Annotated in this window: 14 protein-coding genes; 12 read left to right on the top strand and 2 right to left on the bottom strand. The window is 64.9% G+C overall.

Annotation, left to right across the window (positions count from 1 at the left end):
* Window positions 1-26: 26 nt before the first annotated feature.
* From AC1DS6_RS32455 to AC1DS6_RS32405, 11 genes are all read left to right on the top strand, one after another.
* Window positions 27-1,199: an ABC transporter substrate-binding protein gene (locus AC1DS6_RS32455; RefSeq protein ID WP_276285822.1), complete on the top strand. Its 1,173-nt coding sequence runs from the start codon at window positions 27-29 to the stop codon at window positions 1,197-1,199.
* An 82-nt stretch (window positions 1,200-1,281) separates the two neighbouring features.
* Window positions 1,282-2,892, top strand: a complete 1,611-nt coding sequence (locus tag AC1DS6_RS32450; protein ID WP_441629610.1) for a class I adenylate-forming enzyme family protein — start codon at window positions 1,282-1,284, stop codon at window positions 2,890-2,892.
* Window positions 2,893-3,111: 219 nt separating this feature from the next.
* Window positions 3,112-3,969, top strand: a complete 858-nt coding sequence (locus tag AC1DS6_RS32445) for an AraC family transcriptional regulator (protein WP_477103943.1) — start codon at window positions 3,112-3,114, stop codon at window positions 3,967-3,969.
* 203 nt (window positions 3,970-4,172) lie between these two features.
* Window positions 4,173-4,424 (top strand): helix-turn-helix domain-containing protein, encoded by a 252-nt coding sequence (locus AC1DS6_RS32440; protein ID WP_441629612.1) that lies wholly within the window; start codon window positions 4,173-4,175, stop codon window positions 4,422-4,424.
* 2 nt (window positions 4,425-4,426) lie between these two features.
* Window positions 4,427-5,767, top strand: coding sequence for a type II toxin-antitoxin system HipA family toxin (locus AC1DS6_RS32435; RefSeq protein WP_477103942.1), 1,341 nt, complete (start codon window positions 4,427-4,429; stop codon window positions 5,765-5,767).
* 187 nt (window positions 5,768-5,954) lie between these two features.
* Window positions 5,955-7,130: an acyl-CoA dehydrogenase family protein gene (locus AC1DS6_RS32430; RefSeq protein WP_477103941.1), complete on the top strand. Its 1,176-nt coding sequence runs from the start codon at window positions 5,955-5,957 to the stop codon at window positions 7,128-7,130.
* Between the two features lie 117 nt (window positions 7,131-7,247).
* Window positions 7,248-8,873 (top strand): histidine kinase N-terminal 7TM domain-containing protein, encoded by a 1,626-nt coding sequence (locus AC1DS6_RS32425; RefSeq protein ID WP_441629615.1) that lies wholly within the window; start codon window positions 7,248-7,250, stop codon window positions 8,871-8,873.
* A gap of 304 nt (window positions 8,874-9,177) precedes the next feature.
* Window positions 9,178-10,146 carry a tripartite tricarboxylate transporter substrate binding protein gene (locus AC1DS6_RS32420; protein WP_441629625.1) on the top strand — a complete coding sequence of 323 codons (969 nt, stop codon included), beginning with the start codon at window positions 9,178-9,180 and terminating at the stop codon, window positions 10,144-10,146.
* 70 nt (window positions 10,147-10,216) lie between these two features.
* Entirely contained in the window at window positions 10,217-11,017 is an 801-nt protein-coding gene (locus tag AC1DS6_RS32415) for an enoyl-CoA hydratase/isomerase family protein (RefSeq protein ID WP_441629616.1), read from the top strand.
* Between the two features lie 4 nt (window positions 11,018-11,021).
* On the top strand, window positions 11,022-13,154 hold the full coding sequence (locus tag AC1DS6_RS32410) for an acetate--CoA ligase family protein (RefSeq protein ID WP_477103940.1): 2,133 nt from the start codon (window positions 11,022-11,024) through the stop codon (window positions 13,152-13,154).
* A gap of 213 nt (window positions 13,155-13,367) precedes the next feature.
* Window positions 13,368-14,090 carry an IclR family transcriptional regulator gene (locus tag AC1DS6_RS32405; RefSeq protein WP_477103939.1) on the top strand — a complete coding sequence of 241 codons (723 nt, stop codon included), beginning with the start codon at window positions 13,368-13,370 and terminating at the stop codon, window positions 14,088-14,090.
* A gap of 5 nt (window positions 14,091-14,095) precedes the next feature.
* On the opposite strand, the gene AC1DS6_RS32400 is transcribed toward AC1DS6_RS32405, so the two are convergent.
* Window positions 14,096-14,770, bottom strand: a complete 675-nt coding sequence (locus tag AC1DS6_RS32400) for a hypothetical protein (protein ID WP_441629619.1) — start codon at window positions 14,768-14,770, stop codon at window positions 14,096-14,098.
* 419 nt (window positions 14,771-15,189) lie between these two features.
* Between AC1DS6_RS32400 and AC1DS6_RS32395 the strand changes: the two genes are divergently transcribed.
* Window positions 15,190-15,588: a DUF1801 domain-containing protein gene (locus AC1DS6_RS32395; protein ID WP_441629620.1), complete on the top strand. Its 399-nt coding sequence runs from the start codon at window positions 15,190-15,192 to the stop codon at window positions 15,586-15,588.
* A gap of 197 nt (window positions 15,589-15,785) precedes the next feature.
* Here the strand turns inward: AC1DS6_RS32395 and AC1DS6_RS32390 are convergent, their stop codons facing one another.
* Window positions 15,786-17,246 (bottom strand): ISNCY family transposase, encoded by a 1,461-nt coding sequence (locus AC1DS6_RS32390; protein ID WP_477103966.1) that lies wholly within the window; start codon window positions 17,244-17,246, stop codon window positions 15,786-15,788.
* Window positions 17,247-17,910 lie beyond the last annotated feature (664 nt).

Genomic DNA, 17,910 nt, shown 5'->3' with positions numbered 1-17,910 from the left:
TAGCGCCATAAAACAAGGAGACAACCATGATCCTGAAGACCACCATCGCCGCACTTGCCCTGGCGCTAAGCGCCGGGGCGGGCGCGCAGACCCGCGGCGTCACCGACAAGGAAATCGTGCTCGGCCTGATCACCGATATGTCCGGCCCGATCGTCAACTACGGCAAGGAATCCCGCAACGGCATGACCATGGCCGTGGAAGAAATCAACGCCCGCGGCGGCGTGCAGGGCCGCAAGCTGCGGGTGGTGGTGGAAGACAACGGCTACGAACCCAAGCGTGCCGTGCTGGCGGCGCAGAAGCTGGTCACGCAGGACGGCGTGTTCGCCATCATCGGCCACCTGGGCACCGCGCCCAATATGGCCACGCTGCCGTTCCTGGTGCAAAGCAAGGTCTTCAACTTCATGCCGCAGAGCGCCGCGCGCGACATGTATGAGCCCGCCAGCCCGTACAAGATCGCGCTGGGGCCGTCCAATTTCCTGATGTCCACCACCATCATGGATTACTTCTTCAAGCAGAAGCCCTACCAGCGGGTGGGCGCGCTGTACCAGGACGACGACTACGGGCGGGAGTCGGTGGAAGGCGTGCAGGCCTATCTCAAGGCCAGGAACATGACCCTGGTGGAGAAGGTGTCGTACAAGCGCGGCGCCACCGATTTTTCCTCGCAGATGGCGCGGCTCAAGGCGGCCAACTGCGACCTGGTGTTCAACGCCTCCACGATGCGCGAGTACATCGCCTCGGTCCAGGAAGCGCGCAAGATCGGCTTCAACCCGGTTTTCGCCGGCACCTCGGCCAATTACGCGCACCAGGTGCCATTGCTGGGCGGCAAGGCCATGGAAGGCCTGCATGCGGCGGCCTTCATCATGCTGCCCTATGCGGATGATGCAAACCCGGCGGTGCGGCAATGGGCTGCCGCCTACAAGAAGCGCTTCAATGAAGACCCGGGCGTGTACTCGATGTTCAGCTACTACGCCTACACCACCTTCGCCACCATCGCCGACAAGGCCGGGCGCAACCTGACCGCCGAGTCCTTCAACGCCGCCATGGAGTCGACCAAGCTGCCGCAAGACACGCTGGGCAACCCGGGCTTCAATGTCTCCGCCAGCAACCGCCTGAGCAACGACCGCATCCGCATCATGAAGGTGGCTGGCGACAAGTGGATTCCCGCCAGCGATCTGCTGCCGCCGCCCAAGATGAACTGAGCGCGGCGAGCCACAACGGGATGGCGATCCCCGCCGCCATGACAGGCGGCGGGTCTGGAGCAACGGACAATCGGAGACAGACATGAGCACAGCAACGGAACAGGCGCGCGAGCGCATCGGCCGCATCGCCCTGGGCGATGTGGTCCACCGCTCCGCCCGGCGCTTCGGCGCCCGGACGGCGCTGATCGAGGGCGACCATAGCCTGAGCTATGCGGCGTTGAACGCCGCCACCAACCAGTTCGCCCATTACCTGCTGGCACAGGGAATGCGCAGCGCCGAGCGTGTCGGCATGCTGTGCAACAACTCCATCGGCATGATCGTGGCGCTGCTGGGAATCCAGAAGGCGGGCATGGTGTGGGTGCCGATCAATACGGCCCTGGCGCCGGACGCGATCCAATACATCCTGGAACACGCCGAGGTCACGCGGCTGGTGGCGGACGCGTCAGTGCTGGCGCGGCCCGGCATCGCGGAACTGGTGGCGGCGCTGGGCATTCCCGTTGTGCTCCTGGAGCCCGCAGGCGAGGTGGCAGGCGACCTGGCGGGCTTGGCCGCGACGAAGTACTCCGACGCGCTGGCCGGCCAGCCGGAGGCGCTGCCCGACGTGGATATCGCCAGCGGCCAGCTGGCGCAGATCATGTACACCAGCGGCACCACCGGCCCGCAGAAGGGCGTGATGCATTCCCACGCCTCGGTGCACTCGGTGCTGTCCGCCAACCTGGTCGATACGGGCTGCGGCACGGCGCGGGAGGTCTTTACCTGCCTGCTGCCGATGTTCCACTGTGCCCAGCACGGCAATACCATGAGTGCGCTGCTAGGCGGGCACACCGTGGTGGTGGGTCGCGGCTTCGATCCCGCCCGCGTGCTGGCCGACCTGGCCCGGCACCGCGTCAGCGTCGTGGTGGCGCTGCCGATGATGTACCGGGCCATGCTGGAGCACCCGCAGTTCGCCAACACCGATCTTTCCAGCGTGCGGCTGTGCATCTACGGCATGGCGCCGTTGCCCAAGAACCTGCTGCTGCGCCTGCTGGATGCGTTCTGCCCCAACTTCGTCCTGTGCTCGGGCCAGACCGAGATGTACCCGGCGGCCACCATCTTCGAGGCGGAGGAACAGCGCAAGCGCTTCGGCGCGTACTGGGGCGTCGGCACGGTGGTCAACGAGGTGGCGGTGATGGCCGACGACGGCAGGCTGCTCGGCCCCGGCGAGCCGGGTGAGATCGTGTTTCGCGGGCCCAACGTGATGCTGGGCTATTACAAGGACCAGGAGGCGACCGCCCGCGTGCAGCGCTTTGGCTGGCATCACTCCGGCGACCTGGGCGTGCTGGACGAGGACGGGCAACTGCTGTTCCTCGACCGCATCAAGGACATGATCAAGACCGGTGGGGAAAACGTACCTTCGATCAAGGTCGAAGAAGTGCTGCTGCGCCATGCCGCCGTAGCCAACGCGGCGGTGGTAGGCCTGCCGCATGCACGCTGGGGCGAGGCGGTGACGGCGTTCGTCACGCTCAAGCCAGGCGCGGCGGTGGAGCAGGAAGAGCTGGGCGCCCACTGCAAGGCGCATCTCGGCGGCTTCGAGGTGCCCAAGGACGTGGTGCTGCTGGCCGCGCTGCCGGCGACTTCCACGGGAAAGATCCAGAAGTTCGAGTTGCGCCAGCGTTATCGGGAGCACTACGATGTGGCGGGAGCGCCGGGCTGACCAGCGCACGGTCCGGCCCCTGGCGCCACCGGGCCGGAACGCCTGGTCATAGCCACCTGACGCAAGACGCAGCCGGCTGCTCCGGCTACGCTGCTTTTTGCGCCGCGGCACGGCAGCACCGCCCGGCCAGCGTCGTCCGAAGCACCCAGACCGCACAACCAGCAGGCCTGACGACGCACCAACCGGCGCGCGGACAGCGCCCGGCAGGAGACAAAGGACATGCAGATGCAAGCACAAGGCATTGCGTGCCCGCCAGCCATGACCTTGGCGCCCGGCGCCAGGGCAGGGACCGGCAGGGTAATGTGGCTCACGCCGGAGCGGCTCTTCTACGCCGGCCTGCTGGGCTCGCCCTCGGTCCGCACCATGGGCGGCTTGCTGATTTATGTGGCTTTGCGCGCACCCATTCGCATCCGTTTCGACGGCGGGCCCTGGGCGTCCACGGAACTGGCGGTGGTGCCAGCCTATATGCCGCACTCGGTGGCCTGCGATGACCGCATGATCTGCGACCTCGGGCTAGAGGCCGAGAGCATCGACCTCGCCCGCCTGCCGTCTGTGATCCGCGGCCGGGTGGGGCCGGTGGACGATGCGGCATTCGTGCGCCACGTGCGCCAGGCCCACGCCTACCTGAGCGAGCGCGGACGGGAACTGGACCTGCAGGCGGACAGCTTCGACCAGATCTTCTTCGGCCATGCGCTGGCGCCACGCCGGCTGGACCCACGCATCGAAGCCGTGGTGCAGCGCATCCGCAACGCGCCCTCGGCCACCGCCACGGCCGAGTCCTGCGCCGCATCGGCCCATCTTTCGTTTTCGCGCTTCCTGCATTTGTTCAAGGAAGAGGTCGGCACGCCGTTCCGCAGCTTTCGTACCTGGAAACGCGCCCGCAGCCTGCTGCACTATGTCACCCAGGACTCCAATCTGGCGCATGTGGCGCTGGATACCGGCTATCCCGACTCCACGCACTTCAGCCACTCCATCCGCCAGGTCTACGGGCTCAAGCCCAGCGACATCTTTGCCGGCTCGCGCAAGCTCGCGCTGATCGGCGAGCGGGTGGCGGTGGGCGGGGGTATGCCTGGCTAGGCTGCTCCCGCAACAAGCTCGGATTTCCTGCTCCGTAACACCTGGCAACCGGGCTTTGGCACGGCTTGACAGCGGTCGATCTCGCCCCTTCCTACCCACTAAATTGGTAAAATGCAAATACCCATTAAATTGGTATTTGCAGAATACCCACACTACTCATAAAATGATTTTACGCACATAACGGGTACGCCCGGACCACCAAGATGAAACAACTGCTCTCCACCGCCGGCCAGCTAGGGCAAGTGCTGCAATCCGCACGGCGTGCGGCGAAGCTGTCCCAGACGGACCTCGCCTCGCGCCTGGGCATCAGCCAAAGCCGCGTCTCCCATATGGAGCTGAACCCCGGCAGCATCAGCGCGGATCAGTTGCTGGCGCTGGTCGGCAGCCTGGGCCTTGAGCTGGTCGTCCAGGACAAGCGCCCGGCCGGCGCCGATTCCCCGACGGTGGAGTGGTAGGCATGGGCCGCAAATCGCATGCGCGGGCGCTTTCGGTGTGGGCCAATGGCGAGCGGGTAGGGACGTGGCGCATCCCCACGCGGGGCGATATGGAATTGCAGTACGACCCCGGCTGGATCGCCTCGCCCGCCGGCCGGCCCTTGTCCCTGTCGCTCCCCTTCGGCGTCGATGCTTCCCCGCTGAAGGGCGACAGGGTGCGCAACTACTTCGATAACCTGCTGCCCGACAGCGACGCCATCCGCAAGCGCCTCGCCACTCGCTTCAAGACAGCGACCACGGAGGCCTTCGATCTGCTGGAAGCCATCGGCCGCGACTGCGTCGGCGCGGTGCAGTTGCTCGGCGAAAGCGAGCAGCCGGTGGGCCATGACCGCATCGACGGCACGCCGCAGTCTGATGCCGATATCGAAAGACTGCTGCGGCAAATGGTCGGCTCGGCCGCCCTGGGCGCACAGGGCGATGGCGACGACTTCCGCATCTCCCTGGCCGGCGCGCAGGAGAAGACTGCGCTGCTGTGGCACGGCAACCAGTGGATGAAGCCCCACGGCGCCACGCCCACCACCCACATCCTCAAGCTGCCGCTCGGGCTGGTGGGCAACAAGCGGGCCGACCTCAGCACCTCGGTCGAGAACGAGTGGCTCTGCCTGACCATCCTCGCCGCCTATGGCCTGCCGGTCGCGCACAGTGAAATCAAGACCTTCGCCAGCCAGAAGGTCCTGAGCGTGCAACGCTTCGACCGGCAACCGCACTCGTCGGGCAACTGGATCCTGCGGCTGCCGCAGGAGGACTTCTGCCAGGCGCTGGGTGTCGCTCCTCACCTGAAATACGAAGCGGACGGCGGCCCGGGCATGCGCGATATCGCGCAGATCCTGCGGCAATCGACCCACGCCGACGAAGACCTCGAGTCCTTCCTCGCCACGCAGATCCTGTTCTGGATGCTGGCGGCACCCGACGGGCATGCCAAGAATTTCAGCATCCGGTTGCTGCCCGGCGGGCGTTACCGGATGACACCGCTCTATGACGTGATGTCGATCTGGCCGGTGGTCGGCAACGGGGCGAACCAGTGGTCGTGGCACAAGGCCAAGCTGGCCATGGCGGTGGCCGGCAAGAACCGGCACTACCTGTTCAAGGACGTGCAGCGCCGGCATTTCAACGCGATGGCGCCCAAGTGTTTCCACGGCCCGGATGCCGAGGGCATGATCCAGCGGCTCATCGCGCAAACGCCGGCGGTCATCGGAAAGGTCGGCGCGGCCTTGCCGGCTGGTTTCCCGCAGAAGGTGGCGGACAGCATCCTCCAGGGGCTGGAAGCTTCCGCCAGACAGCTCGAGGCAATGCCACCTGGATAGCGGCGGGGCCGGGCACCGGCGCGCCGACCACTTTGCGCAAGACGAAGTGCGCGGCGCAGCCTATGGTCGAGGCATGCCGGCAGTGCCGCATGGAATCGCCTGCCGGTTTGTGGCCGGTTCCCATGCCACATGCCCCCGACCCCAAACGGCAGCCACGCCGGCTGCCTGCCCACTGACAGGACCCACGATGAGCCTCCTGACCCTGCCGCCGCTCGCACACTATTTCACGGCCGAGCACGAACAGTTTCGCAGCACCCTGCGCGAATTCGTCGCCCGCGAGATCTCGCCGTTTGTGAACGAATGGGATGAAGCCGGGACCTTTCCCCGCTCGCTGTACCGGCGCGCTGCCGAGATCGGCTTGCTCGGGCTGGGGTACCCGGAGCGCTTCGGCGGCACGCCCGGCGACATCTTCTACCACCTGATCCAGGCCGAGGAATTCGCCCGCAGCGGCTCGGGCGGCGTCAATGCGTCGCTCCACTCCCACTCCATCGGTGTGCCGCCGATCGTCGCGGCAGGCAGCGAGGCGCTGCAGCAGCGCGTGCTGCCCGCGGTCATCGCCGGCGACAAGATCGCCGCGCTGGCCATCACGGAACCGGGCGGCGGCTCCGATGTGGCGAGCCTCAGGACCACGGCCGTGCGCGACGGCGACCACTACGTCGTCAACGGCGAGAAGACCTTCATCACCTCCGGCATGCGCGCCGATTTCATCACCACGGCGGTGCGCACCGACCCTGCCAACAAGGGCGCGGGCGGCATCTCCCTGCTGCTGATCGAAGGCAACCCGCCCGGCCTGACCCGCACCGGACTGAAGAAGATGGGTTGGCTCGCCTCCGACACCGCCCACCTGCATTTCGACAACTGCCACATCCCCGCCGCCAACCTGATCGGCGAGGAAAACCGCGGATTCCAGATCATCATGCGCAACTTCAATTCCGAGCGGCTGGGGATGAGCGCAAGCGCCTATGGCTATGCCGAGGCCTGCCTGCAGGAAGCGCTGGACTGGGCGCGCCAGCGCAACACATTCGGCCAGCCGCTGGTGAAGCGGCAGGTGATCCGCCACAAGCTGGTCGACATGGCGCTGCGCATCGAGGCAGCGCGCAATCTCGTCTATGACCTGGCTTACCGCGTCCAGCACCAGGCGGGAGACCCCGCGCAACTGGTGGCGCGCACCTGCATGGCCAAGATCCAGGCCACGCAGGCGATGCAGTTCTGCGCCGACCAGGCCGTGCAGATCCTGGGCGGGATGGGTTTCATGCGCGGCACGCTGAGCGAACGTGTATACCGGGAGGTCAAGGTCATGATGATCGGTGGTGGATCCGAGGAAATCATGAAAGACCTGGCCGCGCGGCAGCTGGGCTTTTGAGGGGAGGGGCCCGGGTGGCATCGGCTTCCATGCCGCCCGCAGACCCGCCTTATAATCCGTCCGGAAAATCAGCCGCCGGGCCCCGCCGGCGGGCGAGCGCGTCCTGGAACCGGCCGAATGCCTTCGTACCCCCTCATCCTTTGTCTCACCTTTGCCGTCGTTGGCAGCCTCACGGTTGCCGTGGCCGCGTGGACCAGGCGGGACGACCCCACCGTCAAGGCCTTCCTGATGCTGGCCTTCGGCTGCGTGATATGGAGCGGCGGCCGCCTGCTGGAACTGAGTTCCTTCGACCTGGAAACCCGCGTGATGTGGGCCAGGCTGCAGTACTTCGGCATCGTCGCGGTACCGATCGCCTGGCTCTGCGCCATGATCCAGCTCAGCCGGCCCAGGTTCGTCATTCCCTGGTCATTGCTCTCTATGCCCATCGTGATCAATATCGTGACGCTGGGCCTCGTCTTCACCAACGAACGGCACCACCTGATCTGGGATTCGATCGCGATGGTACCTGGTGGCCGGCCACCCGGCGCGGTCTTCACCCATGGTCCGGCGTACGCGGTGGTGGCTGCCTATTCCTACCTGCTGTTACTGATCAGCCTTTACTTCCTGCTGACGGCCCGCGTGCCCAGCAGCAGCCTGACGCGGGGCGGGCGCGCCGTGCTGGCGGGCGGACTGGCGCTGCCGCTGGTGGCCAATATCGCATACCTGCGTGGATGGACAGGGCCGCTCGGGGGCGACCTGACCCCGGCCACCCTCTCCGTGATGACGGTGCTGGTGTGGATATGCGCGCTGCGCGGGCACCTGGATGACGTCGGGCACTATGCCAGGCTGCGGGTGTTCGATGCCTTGCAAGAGGGTTGCGTAATCGTGAATGCGGACGACATCATTGTCGATTTCAATCCCGCCGCCCGCCGGCTGCTGGAAGCCGTGGAACGCGGCAGCCCATACCCGGCAGCCTGGAATGACGCAATCGCCGCCAGCCGCTCGGGGATGCCCGGTAGCGGCGCATCCCACCTGATTTCGGAGGAGCGGGTCGACTACGAGCTCACCGTGGACCCGGTACGCAACCTCAACCGGCAGCCGGTAGGGCGCATTGTGTTCCTCCGCGACGTCACCCGTTTCCGCTCGCGCGAACAGGCACTGACTTCGGAAAACTCCACGCTGGCGGTGCGGCTGGGCGAAACCGAGGAAAAGCTCTCGCGCATCGAGGCCGACCTGTACCGCGACGCGCTGACCGGGGTGTTCAACCGGCGGTTCTTCCAGCGCGAGGCCGCCGCCGCGCTGGCCAATGCGTTCGAGCAGGGCATCCCCGTCGGCCTGCTGATCATCGACGTCGATTACTTCAAGCAGTACAACGATCTCCACGGCCACGTGCACGGCGACGAATGCCTGCGCCAGGTCGCCGGCGCCCTCGGGGAAACCATGCGCAACGGCCCCGGCGACTTCTGCGCCCGCGTTGGCGGCGAAGAGTTCGCCATCGTGCTCCCGCACATCTCGCCGCGCGAAGCCGGGGAGGCCGGATTGCGGCTGCTCCAGGCCGTGCGCTCGCTGGCGCTGCCGCACGGTGGCTGGCCCCAACACCCGTATGTCACCATCAGCGTCGGCGCGGTTTGCGAAATCCCGGCATCACCGTTCCTGGAGCCAATGCTGGAGAAGGCCGACGCCGCCATGTACGAAGCCAAGCGCAATGGCCGCGACCGCTTCGTGATACGCGACGCGCTGGCATTGCCCGCGTATCCTGCTTAGCCATTGCCGCGGGCGGATTGCATCCGCGTGACTGCGCATATGCGAGCGCTCTGCGCGATGGCGCGCCCTCCATGCTGCGGTATTCCGTGCCAGCCCATTCCCGCTGAGGCGTGAGCCCGTCCGGCCATGGAAGCGGCCGCTTTCAATTCCGTCTGCCGGAAATGCGGGGCTGTATCGGACGGCATTAACGCTTACTCTGGACTCATCAAAAACGGGCGGGGATAGGCGCGAAAGTGGCGCCGGGTCCCGCACTGAAACCAGACCGGAGACGCAAGTGCCGAATTCAATCCCTCTCTTTGGCCGCATGCTGGCCAAACTGGCCATTCCCTTCGCCGCCATGGCCGCGCTGGCGCCATTGGCCGCCACGGCGGCCTACCCGGAAAAGCCGATCCGCCTCGTGGTGCCTTTCGCCCCCGGCGGCGGGACCGACCTGATCGCCAGGACCATGGGGGTCACGATGTCCCAGGACCTGGGCCAGCCCGTGATCGTCGACAACAAGCCGGGCGCTGGCACCATCATCGGCTCCGACGTGGTGGCCAAGAGCGCGCCGGACGGTTACACGCTGGTGATGGCGACGCTGGCCCACGCGGTCAACCCGAGCATCCACGCCAAGCTGCCCTATGCGACCGACAAGGCATTCGCCCCCGTGATGCTGGTAGGCCGGTCGCCCAACGTGCTCGTGGTGCGCCCGGACAGTCCTTACAAAACAGTCCAGGACCTGATCGCGGCCGCCAGGGCCAAACCGGGAAAGATCTCGTTTGCCTCCCAAGGCCCGGGCACCTCGGCGCACCTTGCCGGCGAGTTGTTCAAGTCGCTGGCCAAGGTCGATCTCAATCACATTCCTTACCGTGGCGCCGGCCCCGCGATTACCGACCTGCTGGGCGGGCAGGTCGACGTCATGTTCGCCACCGCCTCGGCGGTCGGACCGCAGCTGGAAAGCGGCAAGCTGCGCGCCATCGCGGTGACCACCGCGCAACGCTCCGCAAGCCCGGTGCTGGCCAAGGTTCCCACCATCGCGGAGAGCGGCGTGCCCGGCTATGTGGCCGAAAGCTGGTACGGACTGTTCGTGCCGGCCGGCACGCCCGCCCCGGTGATCGCCCGCCTCAATGCGGCAGCCAGGAAGGCCGTACAGACCGACGCGTTCCGCAAGCGTGCCGAAACCGAGGGCCTTCAGGTCAGTGCGGGCACGCCAGAGGAATTCGGGCGCTACGTGCGCGGCGAAGAGGCCCGCTGGAGCCGCGTGGTCAAGGAAGCCAAGATCACCGTCGAGTAATCCCGCCGCATCGGCAACACATGATGCGCAAGGCCAATCGCATGGCCACCAGACAAAGAGAGACCAACCAATGACCACCACCTCGCTGATCACGCTCGACATCGATGCCGGGATCGCCACCTTGTCGCTGAACCGCCCGGAAAAACGCAATGCCATGACCGATGACATGCGCACCGAGCTGATCGCCGCCCTCGAACACGTCACGCAGGACAAGTGCATTCGCGCGCTGGTCCTCACCGGCAACGGCAAGGGCTTTTGCGCGGGCGGCGACGTAGCCGGCATGCAGCGGCGCATGGACGCGCCGCCGGGCGAAGTTGCCTTCAATGGCTGGGCGCGCCAGCAACGGGTGCACCATACGGTCGCGCTACTGCACAACATGCCCAAGCCGACCATCGCCGCGGTCAATGGCGCCGCGGCCGGGCTTGGCGCGGACATGGCGATGAGCTGCGATTTCGTGATGGCGTCGGAAAGCGCCAGCTTTGCGTGGTCCTACATTCATCGCGGCCTGATCCCGGACGGCGGAGGCATGTATTTCCTGCCGCGCCGCACCGGCCTGGCCAAAGCCAAGGAACTGATCTTCAGCGGCCGCAAGGTCGATGCCGCCGAGGCGCTTCAGCTTGGCATCGCCGATCGCCTGAGCGAGCCGGAAACGCTGCTGGCCAATGCGCGCGCCTGGGCCGCCGAGCTGAGCCAGGGGTCGGCCACCGCCCTGGCGCTGGGCAAGTCCATCCTGAACCAGACCTTCGAACTGCCCGCCGGCCAGGTGTTCGCGCAGGGCAGCCAGGCACAGGGCATCTGCTACACCAGCACCGAGCACCGCGAGTCCGTGCTGGCATTCCTCGACAAGATGGCGGCAAAGGGAAAGGCCTGACACCATGGACACAGCAAACACACTCTCCGTCATCGGCCGCCTGGTCAAACCGCGCAGCGTTGCCATCATCGGTGCTTCCGCCGATGCGGCCAAGACCGCCGGACGCCCGGTTGCCTACCTGAAGAAGCACGGGTTCGCCGGCGCCATCTACCCCGTCAACCCAAAGGTGAGCGAGATCGACGGCCTGCGCTGCTATCCGGATGTCCGTTCGCTGCCCGAGGTGCCGGATGTGGGCATCGTCCTGCTTGGCGCGGAACGCGCCCATCTGGCAGTTCGCGACCTGGCCGCCCGCGGCACCGGCGCCGCCATCGTGCTGGCCAGCGGCTATACCGAAACCGGCGCCGAAGGTGCGCGGCGCCAGGCCGAGCTGATCGAGGCAGCGGGCGCCATGCGCTTGCTGGGCCCCAATACCATCGGCCTGGTCAACCTGACCGACAACATCCCGCTGTCGGCCAGCGGCGCGCTTGAGATGGCCCATTTTCCCGCCGGCAACATCGGGGTGGTCTCGCAAAGCGGAGGCATTCTTGGCGCCTTGCTGTCACGCGCCGCCGCGCGTGGCATCGGGCTGTCCAAGCTGGTTTCCACCAGCAATGAAGTGGATCTGGATCTGGCGGATTTCATTGACTACCTGGCCGATGACGAAGCCACCAGGGTGATTGCCCTGTACGTCGAAAGCGTACGGAACCCGGAAAAATTCCGCGCCGCCGCGCTGAAAGCCGCCAGGGCCGGAAAGCCGGTGGTGGCCTTCAAGATCGGGCGCTCCGAGGCCGGAGCCCGGGCGGCGGTATCGCACACGGGCGCGCTCGCCGGCGCGGACCGGATGTACGATGCGCTGTTCAGGCAGGTTGGGGTGATCCGCGCGGAAACCTTCGCGGACCTGCTGGATATCCCCGCCGCGCTAGCCACCGGCAGGGTGCTGCGCGGCAACCGGATCGCCATCCTGACCTCGACAGGCGGCGCCGGCACCCTGGTATCGGACAGCCTCGGGATGTCCGGCTTCGAGACGCCCCCGCCCGATGAAGCCACCGCGCAACGGCTGCGGGCGCTGCAAAAGGGCGATCACGCGGCGCTGGATCGCAATCCCATCGACGTCACCCTGGCAGGCCTGCAGCCAGACCTGTTGCGCGGTGCGATCAGGGCACTGCTGGATAGCCCGAGCTACGATGCCGTCGCCGTGATCGTCGGATCGTCGGGACTGGCGATGCCGGATCTGATGGCAAGCGCGATCCAGCAATGCCTGCCCACCAGCGACAAGCCGATCCTGGCATATGTCAGCCCACATGCGCCGCAGGCTGCCAGCTTGTTGAACGAGCGCGGCGTGCCCGCGTTCAGCGCGCCGGAAAGCTGTACCGTGGCATTTGACGCAATGCTGCGCGCCGCGCAATGGCGCGAGACGCCGGCAGAGCAGGCTACGACGCCCGGCTTGCCCGCTGCACATGCCAACGCCGTCCGCGCCGCAGCGGACTACCCATGCGGCGCGCTCGACGAAGCGGCCGCAAAGCAACTGTTCGCGCGCTTCGGCATCCCCGCCGTGCGTGAAACCATCGTCGCGAACGGAGAAGAGGCAGCCGCGGCCGCCTGCGGCCTGGGCGCACGCGTGGTGCTGAAGATCCTCTCGGCCGAGATCACGCACAAGAGCGATGTCGGCGGCGTAGCCGTCAACCTGTCGCCAGAAGACGTGGCGGGCCGCCTTTCGGGCATGTGCGCCGACGTGCACGCGCATACCGGCGTGGTGCCGCGGCGCTTCCTCGTCCAGGAGATGGTCAGCGGCGGTGTCGAGATGATCCTCGGCATGCACCGCGATGCCCTCGGCACCGCGATCCTGCTCGGCATGGGCGGCGTCGCGGCGGAGCTGTTCAAGGACACCACCCTGCGCATGCTCCCGCCGGCGGGGGGGCTGTCGCGCGCCGAAGCGCTGGGCATGATTCGCGAACTCAAGACCTGGCCGCTGCTGGATGGCTTCCGGGGGCGGCCCAAGGCTGACGTCGACGCCCTCGCGGACGCCATTGTGGCTTTCTCCGCCATGACCGCAGCCTTGGGCGAGCGGCTGGTGGAGGCGGAGATCAACCCGGTCTTTGTGCTGCCGGCCTTCCAAGGAGTGAAGGCGGCGGATGGCGTTGTCGTGCTGGCGGACTAAAGAGGGCAGGAGACGGGCGTAAGAGCGCGCGCAGAGTCGCAATGTGCCCGGTTCCGCGAGCGCTGGCTATGTCAAACTCCGCTCCGATACGCTTGATTCCGGCTACCGGAAATCGGCCCCATCAGGAGCAACGCCTTGAACCCCGAACAAGCACTGACGAGAGCGCGAGGAAGAGCAACCAGCACGTCGGCAAACCGCTGCCTCGAACGCGGCATGGAGATACTCCGGGCCTTTCGTCCGGGCTCGGAGGTACTGGGCAACGGCGAGCTGGCCGAGCGTACCGGCCTGCCGCGCTCCACCGTCAGCCGGCTCACGCAAAGCCTGGTGGACGCCGGCTTCCTCCAATACGACCCAACGCTGCGCGCCTACCGGCTCGGCGCACCGGTCCTCAGCCTGGCCCACGCCATGCGCAGCGGCTCGGTGGTCCTGCAAGCGGCCGCACCGTTGATGCGCGAACTGGCGCAAAGCCAGCACATCAATGTCGGGCTGGCCATGGCCGATCGCGACGAGATGGTCTACCTGGAGTCCATCCGCTATAGCCGCAAGGTCTCGCTTCGCACCGTGGTGACCGGCCAGCGCGTGCCGATGGAGCATACGTCCCTGGGCCGCGCCTACCTGGCCGCAGCCCCGGCGCGGGAGACCAAGGCCTTGCTGGAAGGCTTCGGCAAGCGCCTGCGCGCCAACTGGCCGGCGCTGGAGCAACAGATCGCGCAGGGCATCGAGCAGGTACGGAAGCACGGCTGGTGCATGGCCAGCTGGCAGCCGGAAGTGGTCGCGCTTTCCACACCGCTGGTGTTCAAGAGCTACGCAATCCACATCCTGAACGTCAGCACGGCCACGCAGGCAACGCCGGCCAGCGCCGCGCGCCTTCTCAAGCCGCACCTGATGCAGCTGGCGGCGCAGATCCGGAGCGCGGTGGGGGATGAGGCGCCGTGATCGGGTTAAATGAGGTCCCAGATCTCGTCGAGTGCTTCGCGCGGGAAATCATTGCGCCAGGCGCCACCGTTTTTCTCGCGAGCGAGCGGGAATTCACCACGCCACGTCTGAGTTGCTGACGACTCATAGGATTTCCTGATGTTCTGGATCTCCTTCTGGCACTCCTGCGCACTGCACTTGCTCCCGGCAAGCCGCTGAACCGCGGCGGGCCAGCGCTCCGGCACTTTGACCACCTGACACTCGAACTTCACGAGGCTCGTCTGCATCCCACCGTTCGACTTGGCCTGCCTGGAGGTCAAGGACTTGCATTCGGTCCGATTCTTGGCGTTCAGTACGCTCTTCATCAACTCCATCACGGAAGGCTTCAGCGCTGGCTGCAATTGGGCAGGGAACAGTTCCAGAATATCCTTGGCCATGTCATCTGGATATTCCTTGTCAGCCTTGACCAGATCAGCAAACGACGCGAAATCCCCCGTCTGTCCCGCGATTTTTCGGGCGGGCCTCAGATAATTGTTCAGCGAGTTTACGCTGCTTTCGTCATGATTGATGATGGTCTTTATGTACAGATCAGCCACATTAACTGGCGTCATCTCTTCCGCGAAAACCGGGCTCGCGACCGAGACGGTGGATGCAGCCAGCACCAATGCGGTAGTGAACAAACCATTCAGTTTCTTTTTCAACTTTATTCTTCTCAGGTTACGTTAACTTTAACTTCGAACAAATCGGCCAACTTTGCATTTACATGCGTTCCATCCCGGACGGAAGAGCGAAGTAGACGTTGACCGGATCGGGACGTTCCGCATTGTACGTCGAATAAGTGCACAATGAACCTCTTTTTAGAGGTATCCCCGCACTCCACCGACTGGCGGGAGAAGGGGCAATCCTGGTCCCATCTCCGACTGCCCGGCAGCCGGATATCCCTCAGCAGTAGGTCGAACACTACTGACAGGAACCGACAGTGCGTCCATTATTTTTGGGATTCCTGCGGAAAGGGCAATTCCCTAGGCATTTATCAACACCATAGACTGACACGTGCCATTACCATTCTCATCTAGCCCTGTGTTGCAGGTCTGGAGTTCACTCTTGAGGAGAAACGGGCATGACGAAGAGCGGGTTGCAGGAAAGCAAGTCTCCTTCTCAGCTGATCGACGCGAGAATCAAGGAGCTAGACGACTGGCGGGGCAAGATGCTCAACCGGCTCCGTACTTTAGTCAAGGAAGCCGATCCTGAAGTCGTCGAGGAGTGGAAGTGGAGAGGGGTTCCGGTGTGGTCGCACGACGGATTGATCTGCACAGGCGAGACTTACAAGAATGTCGTGAAGATGACCTTCGCCAAAGGGGCGGCTCTGGTGGATCCTTCGGGCCTTTTCAACTCCAGTCTTGACGGAAACACAAGGCGTGCCATCGACTTCCGCGAGGGCGAGAAGATAGACGAGGAGGCGTTGAAAACTCTCATTCGCGCCGCCGTCACCCTGAACAAATCCAAAGCCCAAGGCTAGTCCACGGCACCAGCCGTTAGACCGTCCTTTACGACGGCCTGCCTACTAGTAGCCCGCCCCAGATCCAGCTGGATGTCGACATGGCCACCATCTTGGGCTTCTGATTGGAAAAAACGGCCATTACAACTTAGCCCTGACAGGTTTTTGTCTAGGCTAGATTCAGATGTCCGGTCTTTGGCTAGATCAGAATGTCCGGTCTAGTGCAGGATGGTGTTGGTTCTCTTGCGTCTTTTTCTTGGCTGTTTCCGTAACGCAGTCGAGCTGGCCTGAGGCGGTAACGTATCTACAGGGTGGGGCGGTTGCGCCAGTTCATCGATGGCGCGACGCAAGTCTTCCGCGTTCAGTTGCCGTTGTGGTTTCGTGCCGGGTGTCGCTGGTTCCCGCTGCTGCCGCGGTTTTTGGCCAGTCAGCGTGCGCGACGGTGCCGCCTGGATCCGACGATTGTCGCACTGGGCCTGCACGCGCTGCGCGATCTCCAGCACATGCCCTAGCCGCTTGTTCTCCACCACCGCGCCCTGATCGATCTCGGACAACCGGTCATAGAGAACGTAGGGCAGGGCAGCGCCATCGGCCCACAGCTCGATACGGCCGTCCGGATATTCGGCCACTTCGATGTAACGATGAATCAGGGGCCGATGCTCGGGTTGGTCGGTGATGAGGTACAGCTTGCGATCGTACTGCAGCGTCAGTCGGTTGGAGACTTTGCGCCATTCGCGCCAGGTAAAGATGCGCTCGAGGTCCTCGTCGGGTCGTACGAGACGGTGCGCATTGAAGTCGCTTCTTGGCACCTTGGCGAAGCGCACATTGAAGTCCGCCAGGAAGACCGGGGCAAAGGCATTAGCCTCGGCCAGCGTCGCGATGCCGCGCTGGCGCAGTTCCTTGACCAGCCGGTCCTGCAGCGTGCCATTCATGCGTTCCACGCGGCCTTTAGCCTGACTGCTATTGGCACACAGGCTCTCGATATTCAGCTCGTACAGCACGCGCCCGAACTGCGTATAGTCCCGCCCCGTGGTGACACCTTTGGCATTGACCCGAAAGATGCTGGCCTTGTCGCTGTAGAACGCCACCGGCTTGCCGTGGCGCTCGATATAGGCGCGCGTCGCGGCAAAATAGGCGAAGGTTGACTCGGTCGGCACGAACAGCAACTGCATCAGCCGGCTGGTGGCATCGTCGACATAGACCAGCAACGTGCACATGGGGGCGCGATCCTCGAACCATGCATGCTCGCTGCCATCGATCTGCACCAGCTCGCCCAGGCAGGCGCGGCGGCTTCTCGGCTGGTACATCTTGGGCGGACGCAGCTTCCTCGGGACCCAGAAGCCGGCGTCGATCATGATCCGGCGCACGGTCTCCTTGGCCAGCTCGATGCCATGGCACTCGCGCAGCTTCTCGCAGGCCAGCGTGGGACCGTAATCGGCGTAATGCTCCTGGATTAGCGCGCGTGCCTGCGCTTCGAGCATCCTCGGCAGTTGGCGATGGCCTGGCTGCCCGCGCTGGCGCGACAACAAGCCCATAGGGCCATCGGATCGCCAGCGCTGGACCAGCCGCCGGACCTGTCGCGCCGTCAAATCCAGGCGCTCCGCGGCACGCCATTGCGCCAGGAGGCCCTCGGCCGTTGCCTGAATGACCTTGAAGCGGTCAACTTCGCGCAGACTCATGGTGATCAACCCCCGATCCTTCATGGCGCGCTCCCGTCCAGCCCAGGCGCTACCAGTATAGGTCTATCCAGAGGACATTCTGATGTGGCTGGAAGCGGACATTCTGATTTGGCCTCTACACAGGTTTGCACTCATAATTATCATTATGTTAAATCGTAGCTACGAGGCTGCCGGGCAATACCTCCTGCCTTGCCTGACGCCGACAGTCAGGCGGTAAGACATCACCTAATTGGCTCTGATGCATCCACCAACAGCCGCCTAGGCCCGTAAATGTACTGCTCCCTACAACTCCATCTCTTCGTCCACGTTGGCTCTTGTCCGTGCCATGTGGATGGACAATCGATCAAGCAGTTCGGGAGTCTCTAGAATCCTGACGCACTGAGCATTCCCTTGCGCACCAGACCGTAGAGGCTTTCGCCGGCCCTTGACATGACCAAGGAGGACAGATGCCGGGCACGCGTATTTGAGCGAGTACAATCGGCGCGCTCGCGCCTGGGCGGAGTGACAACCCCGAGCATGCAACCGGATAACCTTGGCCCGCGCCAAAAAGTGAACTTTAAATCCCTCAATCTTTTCGTGGCCAGCAGCTTTGTGCTTGCTGTTGCCATTGCCGCCGTAGGGGCCGGTGCGCTCCATGAAATGCGCCAGGACGCGTATGCCCGCG

Source organism: Cupriavidus sp. 05L310 (genome assembly GCF_056398185.1).
This window is presented reverse-complemented; position numbering and strand designations above follow the sequence as displayed.